12 protein-coding genes and 1 tRNA gene are annotated in these 15,407 nt (G+C 47.2%); 12 read left to right on the forward strand and 1 reads right to left on the reverse strand.

The annotated features are described in order from the left end of the window. Nucleotides 1–32: 32 nt before the first annotated feature. Nucleotides 33–1,190: an MFS transporter gene (locus ICV89_RS04665; protein ID WP_215310110.1), complete on the forward strand. Its 1,158-nt coding sequence runs from the start codon at nt 33–35 to the stop codon at nt 1,188–1,190. Between the two features lie 15 nt (nt 1,191–1,205). Here the strand turns inward: ICV89_RS04665 and ICV89_RS04670 are convergent, their stop codons facing one another. After that, complete coding sequence (locus ICV89_RS04670; RefSeq protein ID WP_215310112.1) at nt 1,206–2,876, reverse strand: electron transfer flavoprotein-ubiquinone oxidoreductase; 1,671 nt, start codon at nt 2,874–2,876, stop codon at nt 1,206–1,208. A 213-nt stretch (nt 2,877–3,089) separates the two neighbouring features. On the opposite strand from ICV89_RS04670, the gene ICV89_RS04675 reads away from it, so the two are divergent. The 11 genes from ICV89_RS04675 (at nt 3,090) to pheT (ending at nt 15,406) form a co-directional block, all read left to right on the forward strand. After that, complete coding sequence (locus ICV89_RS04675; RefSeq protein WP_215310114.1) at nt 3,090–3,788, forward strand: CoA transferase subunit A; 699 nt, start codon at nt 3,090–3,092, stop codon at nt 3,786–3,788. 50 nt (nt 3,789–3,838) lie between these two features. After that, nucleotides 3,839–4,489, forward strand: a complete 651-nt coding sequence (locus ICV89_RS04680) for a CoA transferase subunit B (RefSeq protein ID WP_215310116.1) — start codon at nt 3,839–3,841, stop codon at nt 4,487–4,489. A gap of 65 nt (nt 4,490–4,554) precedes the next feature. After that, a complete protein-coding gene (locus tag ICV89_RS11005; protein WP_215310118.1) occupies nt 4,555–6,375 on the forward strand; it encodes an alpha/beta fold hydrolase in 1,821 nt (606 codons plus the stop codon). Nucleotides 6,376–6,390: 15 nt separating this feature from the next. Then, on the forward strand, nt 6,391–8,412 hold the full coding sequence (locus ICV89_RS04690; RefSeq protein WP_215310120.1) for a bifunctional (p)ppGpp synthetase/guanosine-3',5'-bis(diphosphate) 3'-pyrophosphohydrolase: 2,022 nt from the start codon (nt 6,391–6,393) through the stop codon (nt 8,410–8,412). 19 nt (nt 8,413–8,431) lie between these two features. Further along, nucleotides 8,432–8,508 (forward strand) — tRNA-Val (locus tag ICV89_RS04695). A 113-nt stretch (nt 8,509–8,621) separates the two neighbouring features. Beyond that, entirely contained in the window at nt 8,622–10,544 is a 1,923-nt protein-coding gene (gene thrS / locus ICV89_RS04700; RefSeq protein WP_215310122.1) for a threonine--tRNA ligase, read from the forward strand. Between the two features lie 33 nt (nt 10,545–10,577). Further along, entirely contained in the window at nt 10,578–11,111 is a 534-nt protein-coding gene (infC, locus tag ICV89_RS04705; protein WP_370624483.1) for a translation initiation factor IF-3, read from the forward strand. A 138-nt stretch (nt 11,112–11,249) separates the two neighbouring features. Beyond that, the gene (gene rpmI / locus ICV89_RS04710; protein WP_046330084.1) at nt 11,250–11,447 is read left to right on the forward strand and encodes a 50S ribosomal protein L35; all 198 of its coding nucleotides are present in this window, start codon (nt 11,250–11,252) and stop codon (nt 11,445–11,447) included. A 25-nt stretch (nt 11,448–11,472) separates the two neighbouring features. Then, nucleotides 11,473–11,838 (forward strand): 50S ribosomal protein L20, encoded by a 366-nt coding sequence (rplT, locus tag ICV89_RS04715; protein ID WP_015421011.1) that lies wholly within the window; start codon nt 11,473–11,475, stop codon nt 11,836–11,838. A gap of 30 nt (nt 11,839–11,868) precedes the next feature. Further along, complete coding sequence (gene pheS, locus ICV89_RS04720) at nt 11,869–12,915, forward strand: phenylalanine--tRNA ligase subunit alpha (protein ID WP_215310124.1); 1,047 nt, start codon at nt 11,869–11,871, stop codon at nt 12,913–12,915. A gap of 31 nt (nt 12,916–12,946) precedes the next feature. Beyond that, a complete protein-coding gene (gene pheT / locus ICV89_RS04725; protein ID WP_215310126.1) occupies nt 12,947–15,406 on the forward strand; it encodes a phenylalanine--tRNA ligase subunit beta in 2,460 nt (819 codons plus the stop codon). Nucleotide 15,407: the final 1 nt, after the last annotated feature.

Below are 15,407 nucleotides of genomic sequence, written 5' to 3' on the forward strand. Positions count from 1 at the left end.
CACTAAATCCATTTTAGAAAACTAAAAAGAAAATGATACCTTCAGTACGTTGGGCCTTCGGGTCCTTTTTCTTTTTGTATTTCGCTTATGTTGGTTTAGTTTCTCCATATGCCAGCCTCTTTTTTCTAGATCGCGGCTTTAGCGTCATTGAGATTGCTATCTTAATGTCCATGTTGCAAATCACCCGAATAGTTGGCCCATTCTCCTGGGGATGGTTATCTGACTATCTATCTGATCGTATCGGCATTATTCGTTTCTGTGCTTGCCTTGCGGCAATTACTTTTTTATGCATCTTTCTTCTGCAAAGTTACATTGCATTCTTTATTTGGATGTTTGTGCTCCACACTATCCTCAGTAGCTTGATGCCCTTGGGCGAGTCCGCTACTGTGCATGCCTTATTTAAAGACAATTCATTTGATAAGCGTTATGGTCGTTTGCGTTTATGGGGATCGATCGGTTTTATTGCCATGGTCTTATTTGCAGGTGAGTTATTTCAGCGCAAAGGCATAGAGTTGTATCCCATTGTGGGCGCGGTAATTTTGATCTTCTTGGCATTGGTTACCTTTCGCTTGCATGAGCCCAAGATGGAGCGTCGTAAGATGGTTAAGGGTGAACTGCTGATCGTTCTATTTAATCCGGATGTGCGCTGGTTCTTGCTCTCAGGATTCTTTATGATTTTTGCGCATGCTGCTTTGTATGTGTTCTATTCCCTCTACTTGGCTGATTTAGGTTACGACAAATTACAGATTGGTTTGTTTTGGGCATTAGGCGTTGCAGCTGAAGTGATCTTTTTTTATTTCCAGAGCAAGGTGCTTAGTCGCTTAGATGCTGAGATTGTTTTGCAAATCGCTTTTGGTATTGGCGTATTCCGATTTATCTTGATAGCCTTCTTCCCGCTAACTTGGGTACTGATTCTGGCTCAGCTCATGCATGCGGGTACTTTTGGCGCACATCACAGTGCAGCTACGAAGCTATTGCAACGTTGGTTTACTGGCCCATTGCAGGCGCGAGGGCAGGCTCTAATGGCGACCGTGTCTTACGGCTTAGGCGGAACCTTGGGTGGCTTGATGGCGGGTTGGTTATGGGATGCTACCCAGCCCCGCAATGTATTTGTGATGGCGGCTTTAGCCTGCGGTCTAGGGGGTATGGCGATTGGTAAATTGCGCCCTCGTCACTACCCCGCTAGGTAACTGAATCAGCTGTCTTTACATGGATCCGTAGTTCGGGCCACCACCACCTTCAGGGGTAATCCAAACAATGTTCTGACTTGGATCCTTGATGTCACAAGTCTTGCAATGCACGCAGTTTTGCGAATTAATTTGCAACTGTGACTGACCCTCTTTTTCTATATATTCATACACACCAGCAGGGCAGTAGCGTTGCTCTGGGCCTGCATAAGTTTTGAGATTTAAGTTCACTGGTACCGATGCATCTTTTAAGGTGAGATGGATAGGTTGATTCTCAGCATGATTTGTATTGGAGATAAATACAGATGAGAGGCGATCAAAAGTAATCTTGCCATCTGGCTTTGGATAGTCAATTGCTTGGTGCTGCGCTGCTGGTTCTAGGCATTCATGGTCCGCATGCTTTACATGAATCGTCCAAGGCATGCTGCCACCCAACACTTTCTGCTCAAGGCCCACCATGAGAGTGCCAAGGTAGAGTCCTTTAGACATCCATGGCTTAAAGTTGCGTGCTTGGTTTAGTTCGGTATATAACCAGCTATTTTTAAAGGCGCTTGGATACGCAGCCAAAACATCAGCAGAGCGATTTTCGGAAAGAGCAGTTACTGCGGCTTGTGCAGCCAGCATGCCGGTCTTAATAGCTGCATGACTTCCTTTGATGCGTGAGGCATTCAGGAAGCCAGCATCACAACCAATGAGCGCACCACCGGGAAAAACTGTTTTAGGTAGGCTATTTAAGCCGCCCGCTGTCAGTGCCCGTGCACCATAGGCCAGGCGCTTACCGCCTTCAAAGGTTTCACGAATCTTTGGGTGCAACTTATAGCGTTGAAACTCCTCAAACGGAGAGAGGTATGGGTTTTTATAGGACAGCCCAACAACTAAACCAACGGCAACCTTGTTATCTCCTAAGTGATATAAGAATGAGCCACCATAGGTGTCGCTCTCCAATGGCCACCCTGCGGTATGAACCACCAGACCAGGCTTGCTCTTGGAGGGTTCTACTTCCCATAATTCTTTAATACCAATACCGTAGCTTTGTGGGTCAGCATCTTTATCTAAGGCAAACTTGGCAATCAGTTGTTTGCCTAAATGTCCCCGCGAACCTTCAGCAAATAAGGTGTACTTGGCATGCAATTCCATACCAAGTTGAAATTGATCAGTGGCTTGACCTTCTTTATCCAAGCCCATCGAGCCTGTGATGACGCCGCAAACTGCGCCTTGCTCGTTATAGAGAATTTCAGCAGCAGGAAAGCCTGGAAAAATTTCTACACCCAGGTTCTCGGCTTGTTGACCTAGCCAACGAGTGACATTAGCCAAACTAACAATATAGTTACCTTCGTTTTTAAAGCAATCGGGCAACAGCCAATTGGGAACTTGAAATGCGCTGTCTTTGGTCAAAAATAAAAACTGATCTTGGTTTACTTCGGTATCTAGCGGTGCACCTAATTCTTTCCAGTTGGGGAAGAGTTCAGTTAATGCCTTAGGGTCCATGACAGCGCCAGAGAGAATATGCGCGCCGATTTCAGATCCTTTTTCCAGCACACAGACGCTAATGTCCTTGCCGGATTGATTGGCTAGCTGTTTTGCTTTGATGGCTGCGGATAATCCAGCTGGGCCACCCCCAACGATGACGAGGTCATAGTCCATGGATTCTCTGGGTCCAAACTGTTCGAGTAATTCCTGGGCAGTCATTTCATTTCTCCGACATTACATATCAATAGGGTGCCTTGGGCATTGTGGCTATTTGGGTATTTTGAGCATTTTTGACACCTTCAAAGCCATCAGCTACTTCTCTATTTTAGTTCCAAGGCATAAAAACCAAGTTAGTGCCCAATGCCAAGAGGCTTGGAGGTCTAAAGCGTTATGATTGCTTTTTTACCTTTTTGGCAATATTAGGACGAATTTATGAACAAAACTTACCCATCGGCTGTGGATGCCTTGCGGGATATCTTGAAAGATGGCCAAAAACTGGCTGTTGGTGGTTTTGGCTTGTGCGGTATTCCTGAGGCCTTGATCCAAGCGGTTAAGGACCTTGGTGCGCAAAATCTGACTGCGATTGCTAATAACGCTGGAGTGGATGGCTTTGGTTTGGGTCTACTACTGAATTCAAGACAAGTGAAAAGGATGGTTGCATCCTACGTAGGTGAGAACAAAGAATTTGAACGTCAGTTTTTGGCGGGCGAGCTCGAGCTGGAATTTACTCCGCAAGGAACTCTAGCTGAGAAATTGCGTGCTGGTGGTTGTGGTATTCCTGCTTTCTACACCAAAACCGGTGTAGGTACTTTAGTTGCTGAGGGCAAAGAGGAAAAGGAGTTTGACGGTGAGCGCTACATCATGGAGCGTGCAATCGTTTCTGATATCTCACTCGTGAAAGCGTGGAAGGCAGATAAGTCCGGTAATTTGATTTATCGCTATACCGCCCGTAACTTCAATCCAGTAGTTGCAATGGCAGGCAAGATCACAGTTGCTGAAGTTGAAGAGATTGTAGAGAACGGTCAATTAGATCCTGATCAGATTCATACGCCAGGTATTTATGTGCATCGCTTGGTGCTGAACGCTACGCCGGAGAAGCGTATTGAGCAACGCACTTTGTCTGCTGCTTGATACCCATAGACACCATATAAAAACAGTACAGAATATTTAGGAAGATTGATATGCCTTGGAATAGAGATGAAATGGCAGCGCGTGCTGCTAAGGAACTAAAGGATGGTTATTACGTCAATTTAGGTATTGGCATGCCAACCTTGGTGGCTAATCATGTGCCAGAGGGCATGGAAGTGTGGCTTCAGTCTGAGAATGGTTTATTGGGTATTGGGCCATTTCCAACTGAAAAAACGATTGATGCGGATTTAATTAATGCAGGCAAGCAGACGATCACTACCTTGCCTGGTTCCTCCATTTTTTCTTCTGCTGATTCCTTTGGAATGATTCGTGGTGGAAAAATTAATATCGCGATTTTGGGTGCGATGCAGGTGAGTGAACATGGTGACTTAGCGAACTGGATGATTCCCGGCAAGATGGTGAAGGGTATGGGCGGCGCCATGGACCTGGTTGCTGGCGTAAAGCATGTGGTTGTCTTGATGGAGCACGTTGCTAAGAAAAAAGACGGCACAGAAGAAATTAAGATTCTGCCTAAGTGCACTCTGCCATTAACTGGAGTGGGCGTTATTAGCCGCATCATTACTGACCTTTGCGTACTTGACATTACACCAAAGGGTTTGAGCTTGGTGGAGCTGGCTCCTGGTGTAACTAAGGAAGAGGTCATATCCAAAACAGGCGCCCCTATAGACGTCGCAGGTTTCTGACCTTTTTTGATGGATAGTGAAATAATGGGGTCAATGACCCCATTTTCTTTTTTAAAGATTCCTTTATGAGCGTTGTAGATCACTCACTTCATGCACACAAGCAGGGTGATGCTAAGCATGCCCATAGCAAGGAAGTTTCCAACCAAAATCTTTTGCTGATTGCCTTGGTGCTCACACTCGGTTTTTCAGGGGTTGAGGGTGCCGCCGCTTACTTTGCGAATTCTTTAGCGCTGATATCGGATGCTGGCCACATGGTGACAGATGCTGCCGCACTAGGACTAGCCTTGTTGGCGCAAATCATTTCTCGTCGTCCGCCATCGCCAAAACATTCGTTCGGATTTGGAAGGGCTGAAGCCTTGGCAGCTTTTGTCAATAGTATTGCGATGCTGGCCTTAGTGGCATGGATTATGGTTGAGGCAATCAGTCGATTCTATGATCCGCATAAAGTCGATGGCTTAACTGTCACGATAGTGGCAGCCATAGGCCTACTAATGAATATTGTGGTGGCATGGGTACTGTCGCGCGATAAAAAGAGTGTCAACACTCGCGCTGCCTTGGTTCACGTCATGGGTGACTTGCTAGGCTCTATAGCCGCTCTGATTGCGGGTATTGTGATTCAGCTTACTGGATGGATGCCGATTGATGCCATCTTATCTATTTTGGTTTCCCTCTTAATTTTGAAGTCCACCATTTCTATTTTGAAAGAGTCTTATCACTTCCTTATGGAAGGGGTACCTCTACACATAGACTATTTACAAGTCGGCCAGGATTTAAAAAAGGTGCCAGGTGTTTTGGCAGTGCATGATCTGCATGTTTGGGAGATGACTCCCAGCTTTCCAGCGCTGATCGGCCATATTGAAATTGAGCGTATTGGCGAATGGCCTGAAATCATGGCGCGTATCAATGAGATGCTACTGAATAAACACGGAATTGATCACGTGACTTTGCAGCCAGAAGTTCCTGGCATGGCAGATGAGCGTACGCATGATGAACACCTCAATGCTGAGATTAAAAAGCCGCATGTTATTCAGCATGGCGATACTTTTTATGTGACTTGTACTAGCCCCGATGGCCCGCATCGGATGGCTTACCATGCTTGGGGTAATCCGAATAATGCCAAGGTCCTAGTTTGTGTTCACGGTCTGACACGCAGGGGAAGTGATTTCAAAACCCTGGCAGAGGCAATGAGTCAGGACTATTACGTTGTTTGTCCTGATGTGGTGGGCCGAGGTGATTCTGATCGACTTCAGAATCCTATGCTCTACGCTGTTCCCCAATACGTTGCGGATATGGCAAGCTTAGTTGCGCATCTCGGCGTTGCGCAAGTAGACTGGTTTGGTACCTCAATGGGTGGTTTGATTGGCATGGTCTATGCCGCAATGCCTAAGAGTCCGATTCGTCGCATGCTGATTAATGATGTAGGTCCACGCATTGAGCCTGAGGCCATCAAGCGCCTAGGTTCTTATGTTGGCCAGCCTTTTAGCTTTTCTCATCGTGCAGATGCTCTGCAGCGCCTCAATGAGATCTGCGCGTCTTTTGGTAGTCATACCCCAGAGGAGTGGGAGATTTATAACGGTCCCATGCTCGTTCAAAAAAATGGACTTTGGGTAATGCATTACGACCCTAATATTTCTGTGCCGTTTGCATCGGTTAATCCGATTATGGCAAAGGCGGGAGAAATGGCGATGTGGCATGCTTTCAAGCAAATCCATATTCCGATGTTGATCGTGCGAGGCGGTGAGTCAGATTTGCTTTCCGCTAAAACTGTAGCCGAGATGTGCAAGGTCAATCCTTACATTCGGAGTATTGAAATTCCGGGAGTTGGGCATGCACCCGCCTTTGTAAAGTTGGAGCAAGTGGCTTTAGCAAAAGAATTCTTCAGTTAAGGATTTGAATCGCCCATGTCAAATGCTTCTTCTGCATCTGAGAGCATCAAAATTATTGATGGTTGGTACGGTGAGCCTTCTGAAAATCATGCATCTGGCGTTCTCAGCATACTGAAGCTGCTTCACCTAGATCAAGCAACGCTCACCGCTGCACATAATATTGCCCGCACCCATGGCAAAGAGTCACTCACCAAACTGATTGGCGATGAGTCAGCCAGACTGTTGATTGGCTACCGGGGCCTGAGACAGGCTCAAGCCAAGCTGGTGCGCAATGATGGCGGTCTGAGTATTTCTGGGCAAGAAGAAATGCTGAGAAAGATGTTGCTCGCTTTTGGTGATGATCTACGCGTCGTTCTCATTTATCTTGCTTCACGCTTGCAAACACTGCGTTGGATTACGCATGAAAAAATTGAGATGCCAAAAGCTTGGGCGCAAGAGATTCTTAATATTGATGCATCACTTGCGAATCGCCTCGGTATTTGGCAAATGAAATGGGAGATGGAGGACTTGGCATTTCGAGTTCTCTCTCCAGAAACCTACCGCGACATTGCCAAGATGTTAGATGGCAAGCGTATTGAGCGCGAATCTTTTATTAATCAGATTGTTACTAAGCTTAAAGAAGAATTAAATGCTGCCCATATTGAGGGTGAGGTTCAAGGTCGCCCAAAGCACATCTACAGCATTTGGAAAAAGATGCAGGGCAAGTCATTAGACTTTGCCAATCTCTATGACGTCAGGGCATTTAGAGTTTTAGTAGATGACGTTAAATCCTGTTACGCAATTTTAGGAATAGTACATAACGTCTGGCAGCCTGTGCCACGGGAATTTGATGACTACATTGCTAGGCCAAAGCCAAACGGATATCAATCTTTGCATACCGTAGTGATGGATGAGCATGGGACAGCATTTGAGATTCAGGTACGTACTAATGAAATGCATCAACAGGCTGAGTATGGATTGGCTGCTCATTGGCGCTACAAGGAGGGTGCTTATATTGGCGCTGCAACTCCGCCAAAAAATAAGTCCAATGATGCAAATCCAAGTCATCAAATTGGCACCCACAGTGCGGCAGTTGCCTATGAGCGCCAAATTGCTTGGGCAAGACAACTTATCTCTTGGAAAGAAGATGCTTGGGAGCAACTCAAACACCATGAGATCGATGACCATATCTATGTGCTCACTCCATTAGGAAAAGTCATTTCCTTAGAGAAGGGTTCATCGCCTATCGACTTTGCATACGCAGTTCATACCGACCTCGGTCACCGTTGTCGAGGTGCTCGAGTAGATGGTGCGATGGTGCCTTTAGATACTTCATTGCAGAATGGTCAAACGGTTGAAATCGTCGCTGTAAAACATGGCGGCCCCTCGCGAGATTGGATTAGTCCTAGCCGCAATTACTTGCGCTCACAGCGTGCTCGCACACGTGTACGCGCTTGGTTCAATGCTTTGGATGATGAAGAGGCGGGGTCTAAGTCTAATGACGCCAAGCTGGAGCAAAAGACAGAAGCGAAGGTCATTGCTCCAGCCCCGGAAATTGTTCTTAAACAAAGTGCTCGTAAGCAAGGTCAGGCAAGTGATGTGTTGGTGGTGGGGGTAGATTCATTGATGACCCAGTTGGCGCGGTGCTGCCGGCCGGTACCACCCGATGCGATTGCCGGTTTTGTGACCCAGGGTCGCGGTGTGTCGATCCATCGACGCTCTTGTAGAACGTTTAGAGGTTTATTGGAGCGAGCTCCTGAGCGCGTTATCCAAACTGCCTGGAATGATTCTGTGCTTGAAACGGCCGCCGGAAATGATCCTCGGCGTGTATTTCCTGCAGATTTAGCTGTTACCGGGCTGGATCGTCCTGAGCTGATGCGCGAGTTGTTTGAGATTCTGACAAGGCAGGGTGTCCACGTGATTGATCTTCGTAAATCTGCCAAGCGAGGCCTTGCTCAAATACTATTGACAGTGGAGATTAAAGACTCAGAAGCCTTGCGGCTCATCCAAAACGCCCTAGAAGAAGTCAAAGGGGTGACTCAAGTACGCCGCCGGTGATAAACTCTATGGCTTATATAGGCTCGTAGCTCAGCTGGTTAGAGCACCACCTTGACATGGTGGGGGTCGTTGGTTCGAGTCCAATCGAGCCTACCAACGAATAAAGACCCAAAAGTGCGCGGTTGCCGAAAAGCTCCCGCGCTTTCTTTTTGGTAGATGTTGTGCAGTAAATCAGTCTCTTGACTGAATCTTAAGAAGATGGAGCGGTCATGCTTGTAGTTACTCTGCCAGATGGATCTAAACGTGAGTTCGAAGCTCCCGTACGCGTTCTTGATGTTGCCCAAAGCATTGGAAGCGGTCTTGCTAAAGCTGCCCTCGGCGGCATAGTGGACGGCAAGATGGTAGATGCCAGTTTTGTGATTGACAAAGATAGTCAGCTGGCAATCATTACCGATAAAAGCCCAGAAGCGCTGGAGATTGTGCGTCACTCCACGGCGCACTTATTAGCTTATGCTGTTAAAGAGCTATTCCCAGAGGCGCAAGTCACTATTGGCCCTGTCATCGAAAACGGTTTTTATTACGACTTCTCGTTTCACCGCCCATTCACACCGGAAGATTTGGTAGCAATTGAGAAGAAAATGGCTGAGCTGGCTAAGAAAGACGAGTCAGTGATTCGTACAGTAATGCCGCGTGATGAGGCTGTGAAGTTCTTCAAGGATCAAGGCGAAAACTACAAAGCGGAAATTATTTCTAGCATCCCACAGGGTGAAGATGTGTCTTTGTATGCTGAGGGCAAGTTTACCGACTTATGCCGCGGACCCCATGTGCCATCCACTGGCAAGCTCAAGGTATTCAAGCTTCTGAGCGTTGCTGGTGCTTACTGGCGTGGCGATAGCAAAAATGAGATGTTGCAACGGATCTACGGTACAGCTTGGCTGAAAAAAGAAGATCAAGATGCGCATTTGCATATGCTTGAAGAGGCTGAGAAGCGCGACCACCGTCGCCTTGGTAAGTTCTTAGATTTATTTCACTTTCAAGCTGAAGCGCCTGGGTTAATTTTCTGGCATCCAAAAGGCTGGTCTATTTGGCAAGAGGTTGAACAGTACATGCGCCGTGTTTATCAGCGCGAAGGCTACCAAGAAGTAAAGGCCCCACAAATTTTGGATCGTGGTCTTTGGGAAAAGTCTGGCCACTGGGATAACTACAAAGAAAACATGTTTACAACGGAGTCGGAGAATCGTGCATATGCATTAAAGCCGATGAACTGCCCAGGACATGTGCAGATTTTTAATTCCGGCTTACATAGTTATCGTGAGCTGCCGTTGCGATACGGCGAGTTTGGTCAGTGTCACCGCAACGAACCGTCGGGTGCATTGCATGGTTTGATGCGCGTCCGTGGTTTCACGCAAGATGATGGCCATATTTTCTGTACTGAAGATCAGATTCAGTCTGAAGTGGCTGCGTTTGATAAGGCAGTTCGTGAGGTTTATCAAGATTTTGGCTTTACTGAAGTTGCCGTCAAGCTCGCCTTGCGCCCAGTAAAACGCGTTGGCGATGACGCTATTTGGGATAAAGCGGAGGCTGCCTTACGTGGCGCCTTGACCGCTTCAGGCCAAGAATGGGAAGAATTGCCAGGAGAGGGTGCTTTTTATGGTCCGAAGATCGAATATCACCTTAAGGACTCGATTGGCCGTACTTGGCAGTGCGGTACGATTCAGGTGGATTTCTCGATGCCAGCCCGTTTAGGCGCTGAATATGTCACCGAAGAGAACACTCGCAAGGCTCCAGTGATGCTTCACAGAGCAATTGTCGGCTCTTTGGAGCGTTTTATCGGCATTTTGATCGAAAACCATGCTGGAAATATGCCAGTTTGGCTTGCCCCGACTCAGGCTGTAGTCCTTAATATCTCGGATAATTCTGCTGCATATGCCCAAAAAGTCCAGCAATCTCTGAAAAAACAAGGGTTTAGAGTCGAATCGGATTTGCGGAATGAGAAAATTACGTATAAAATACGCGAGCACGCATTACAGAAGCTCCCATTTTTGTTAGTTGTAGGGGATAAAGAAGCGGAAAGTAATTCGGTGGCCGTTCGTGCCCGTGGCGGAGTGGATTTAGGGGTAATGCCTCTTGATGCCTTCGTTGCCCGACTCCAGCAGGATATTTCTCAGAAAGTCGGACCCGAGCTTAGCTAGGGGTGGAATGGTTTTTATTGTTTTTTTAAAGGAATTAAGAAGATCGCTACTGATAAATCGCAGCGCATAAATCGGGAGATTACTGCTCCTGAAGTGCGTCTGATTGGACTGGATGGAGAACCCATCGGTGTAGTTAAGTTGAGTGAAGCCCTGGCTTTAGCAGAAGAGAAAGAGACCGATTTGGTTGAAATTGCTCCGACGGCTGTGCCACCTGTAGTCCGGATCATGGACTTCGGCAAATTCAAATACCAAGAAGCCAAACGTTTGCATGAAGCTAAGCTCAAGCAAAAAGTGATTCAGGTGAAGGAAGTTAAATTCCGTCCCGGCACAGATGATGGTGACTATGGTGTGAAGCTACGCAATCTAATCCGCTTTTTGGAAGATGGCGATAAGACAAAGATTACGCTGCGGTTTCGGGGTCGTGAAATGGCTCACCAAGAAATCGGAGTCAGAATGTTGGAACGTTTGAAGTCAGACCTGATTGAGCATGGTCAAGTAGAACAGTTTCCAAAGATGGAGGGTCGCCAAATGGTGATGGTGTTGGCCCCCATTCGTAAGGCTAAGTAATAAACCAAATCGCAAGATGAGGTTTGTTGTTTAAGTAGGGAGGGGTCGTAGACCCTGGTAGCAAGAAGTGCTTCTAGGTACAGGAAGCGTAACCGTCGGTTACCACCTAAGTTGCACATGCAGAAGAAGGGGTGCTTTATGCCCAAGATGAAGAGCAAGAGTAGCGCTAAAAAGCGCTTCACGGTTCGCGCAGGCGGAACGATCAAACGAGGCCAGGCTTTCAAACGCCACATCCTCACCAAGAAGACCACAAAGAATAAGCGTCACCTACGTGGTACTACCGAAGTTGCGAAGGCAGACGTTAAGTCAATTCGCTCTATGCTTCCTTACGCTTAACCTCAGACTAGATTAGGAGAATTAAATGCCAAGAGTCAAACGTGGGGTTACAGCAAGAGCCCGTCATAAGAAAATCACCGATGCCGCAACAGGCTATCGTGGACGTCGTAAAAACGTATTTCGTATTGCTAAGCAAGCAGTTATGCGTGCTGGTCAGTATGCATACCGCGACCGTCGCAATAAGAAACGTGTATTCCGCGCATTGTGGATCGCTCGTATCAACGCGGCAGTTCGTCAACATGACATGACCTATAGCGTATTCATGAATGGTATGAAGAAAGCTGCGATCGAGCTCGACCGCAAAGTGCTTTCTGATATGGCCATTGCTGACAAGGCGGCTTTCGCTGCTTTGGTTACTCGGATCAAATCCGTAGTAAGCGCTGCAGCTTAATTCTTAGTTCATTTAAAAAACTAAGCTGCAATGGTTTCTCTCGACCACATTGTCGAGGATGCTAAACGTGATTTCCTCGGAGCTGCCGATTCGGCGGCTCTAGAGGACGCGAAAGCCAAGTATCTCGGTAAGTCAGGTGTTCTCACTGAGCGTTTAAAAGCGCTTGGTGGAATGTCGCCTGATGAACGTAAGAGTGCTGGCGCCCAAATTAATCAAATCAAAACTCAAGTAGAGACTGCATTGCAGGAACGTCGTCAAGCATTGGCTGATGCGGTATTGCTGCAACGGCTTGCAGCGGAATCCATTGACGTCTCTTTGCCTGGTCGTGGCCAATCTGTAGGCAGCTTGCATCCTGTGATGCGTACCTGGGAGCGCGTTGAAGAGATCTTCCGCTCTATTGGTTTTGATGTAGCTGACGGCCCTGAAATTGAAACTGATTGGTTTAACTTCACCGCCTTAAATAGCCCTGAGAATCATCCTGCGCGCTCCATGCAGGATACCTTCTACATTGATGGCAAAGATTCCAATGGAAAGCCTTTGTTATTGCGTACGCATACTAGTCCGATTCAGGTTCGTTATGCGAGTGAGCATGTCAAGAAATATGCTCACGCCGCTGTGATGCCGCCAATTAAAGTGATCGCACCAGGCAGAACCTATCGCGTAGATAGCGATGCAACCCACTCACCGATGTTTCATCAAGTTGAGGGCTTATGGATTGCAGAGAGTGTTTCCTTTGCTGATTTAAAAGGTGTGTACACCGATTTCTTAAGAACTTTTTTCGAGACCAATGAACTACAAGTTCGCTTCCGTCCTTCGTACTTCCCATTCACTGAGCCTTCAGCAGAAATCGATATGGCTTTCGGAAGCGGCAAGCTAGCTGGCCGTTGGCTAGAGATTTCTGGTGCTGGGCAGGTTCATCCAAATGTATTGCGCAATATGGGTATTGATCCAGAGCGCTATACCGGTTTTGCTTTTGGCTCTGGCTTAGAGCGTTTGACGATGTTGCGTTACGGCGTGGATGATTTACGCCTTTTCTTTGAGAACGATCTCCGTTTCTTAGCGCAATTTCCGGCTTAACCGGCCAACCTTCTAATAGTAGATAGCGCATATGCAATTTTCTGAATCTTGGTTACGCCAATATGTAAACCCTTCGCTGGATAGCGATGCCTTAGGCCATGCAATGACGATGGCAGGCCTCGAGGTGGAAGAGCAGCATTCAGTAGCGCCTGCATTCACGAAAATTGTAGTTGCTCAAATTCTTTCTGCTGAGCAGCATCCTGATGCAGATCGCTTACGTGTTTGCAAAGTTGACGCAGGAACTGGCCAAGAATTACAAATAGTATGTGGTGCACCGAATGCACGCGCTGGCATCAAAATTCCTTGCGCCATGGTTGGCGCAGAGTTGCCGCCAGCAGAAACTGGTGGCAAGCCTTTCATGATTAAACTTGGCAAGCTACGCGGTGTAGAAAGCCAGGGTATGTTGTGCTCCGGCCGCGAGCTCGGTTTAGGCGATGACCATGAAGGCATTCTCGAGTTGCCAGCGGATGCACCAGTTGGCGAGGATATCCGAAAGTATCTAAACCTAGACGACCAGATCTTTGTTATTAAGCTAACTCCTAACAAGGCTGATTGTTTATCTCTAATGGGTATGGCACGTGAAGTGTCGGCAATCACAGGCGCTGCCTTGTGTGCACCCAAGTGGACGCCAGTAAACGTCACTATTGCCGATAAGCTCAAAGTGACCGTTGAAAATTCAGATCTTTGCGGACGCTTTGCAGGACGCGTGATTCGTGGCGTTAATCCTAAAGCACAAACACCAGATTGGATGATTCAGCGACTTTGCAATGCTGGTCAAAGAAGTATTTCTCCATTGGTGGATCTTTCTAACTATGTCATGTTGGAAATGGGGCAGCCGACCCATGTATTTGACATTGATAAATTGACTGGTGACTTATCTGTTCGTTGGGCGAAGACGGGTGAAGGTCTTGAGTTATTGAACGGCCAGACGGTGACTTTGCAAGGTCCAGATTCTGCGGGCAAGATCCAGGATGCTGGTGTGGTTGCCGATCAAAATGGTCCTGTAGCGTTAGCTGGGATTATGGGTGGCAATCATTGCGCCGTGACTGATGACACTAAAAATATTTATGTTGAGGCCGCTTATTGGCAGCCTTCGGCAATTCAGGGGCGTGCTCGTCGTTTTAATTTCAGTACCGATGCGGCTCATCGCTTTGAGCGTGGTGTTGATCCACAAAATACGGCTAACTGTCTGGAATATTTAACCGCTCTGATTGTTGAGGTATGTGGTGGTCAAGTTGGCCCAATTGATGATCAAGTATTAGCTATTCCTGAGCGCAAACCAGTCAGTATGCGTTTAGCTCGTGCTATGAAAGTCATCGGTATCCCACTCACGACTGAAATTGTTGCTGATGTATTTAAGCGTCTCGGTTTTGAGTTCAAGCAAGAAGCGGGTGATCTATTTGTTGTAACACCGCCAAGCTATCGCTTTGATATCGAAATTGAAGAAGATTTAATTGAAGAAGTCGCACGCATGTACGGCTTTGAAAATATTCCTGATGTACCACCAATCTCCTCTTTAAAGATGAGCGCTAAGGCGGAGGCAAAGCGCGGCGTGCATTTATTGCGCCAGCGTTTAGCCCTACAAGGCTATCAAGAAGCTGTGAACTTTGGATTTACTGATCTAGAGAGTGAGCAACGATTGGTTGCGGCCACTGAAAAAGATCTCATTGCCGTACTCAATCCGATTGCTAATCAGTATGGTGTTATGCGCAGTAATCTGTGGGGCGGTTTATTGGCTAACCTGAAGTCAAACTTAAATCGTGGTGCTGGCCGTGTCCGTTTATTTGAAACGGGTCGCGTATTTAAGCGTGATGCCAGCGTACAAGAAGAGGCTGGCAAGGTTGCAGGATTTCATCAGCCGCAGCAGCTTGGCGGCTTGGCTTACGGCTCATTTGTAGCGGAGCAGTGGGCAAGTGCTGATCGAGCAGTCGATTTCTTTGATGTAAAGGGTGATTTGGAGCGTGTGCTCGATCCATTGCATTTCACGACTGAGGCTGCCGTTCATCCTGCACTACATCCAGGTCGCAGCGCACAAATTCACCTGATAACCTCGACTGGAAAACACCATATTGGCTGGATTGGTGAATTACATCCTGGCTTACAGCAAACCTACGAGTTGCCACAGGCTCCAGTTCTGTTTGAAATGGATTTAGAGGCTATTCGCAATTTAGGTATTCCACAGCCGGAAGAGTTGAGTAAATTTCCTGCTGTACAGCGAGATCTAGCGGTGGTGGTAAAGCAAGCTGTTTCTTCACAGACTTTGCTTGATGCAATGCATGCTACGAAGCAGAATTTTGTTAAGGCAATTGAGTTGTTTGATGAGTTCAAGTCAAAGACTGGCTCTAGTAGTATGGCTGACGACGAGAAAAGCTTAGCCTACCGTGTAACCTTACTCAACTCGCAGGAAACCCTGCAGGATGCTCAAATTGAAGCGGTTATGAGTGCTTTATTAGCGACACTTGAGAAAAATTGCGCAGCTCGTCTGCGCTAGG

Origin of the sequence: Polynucleobacter sp. Adler-ghost (assembly GCF_018688495.1) — a bacterium.
Classification (GTDB): Bacteria; Pseudomonadota; Gammaproteobacteria; order Burkholderiales; family Burkholderiaceae; genus Polynucleobacter.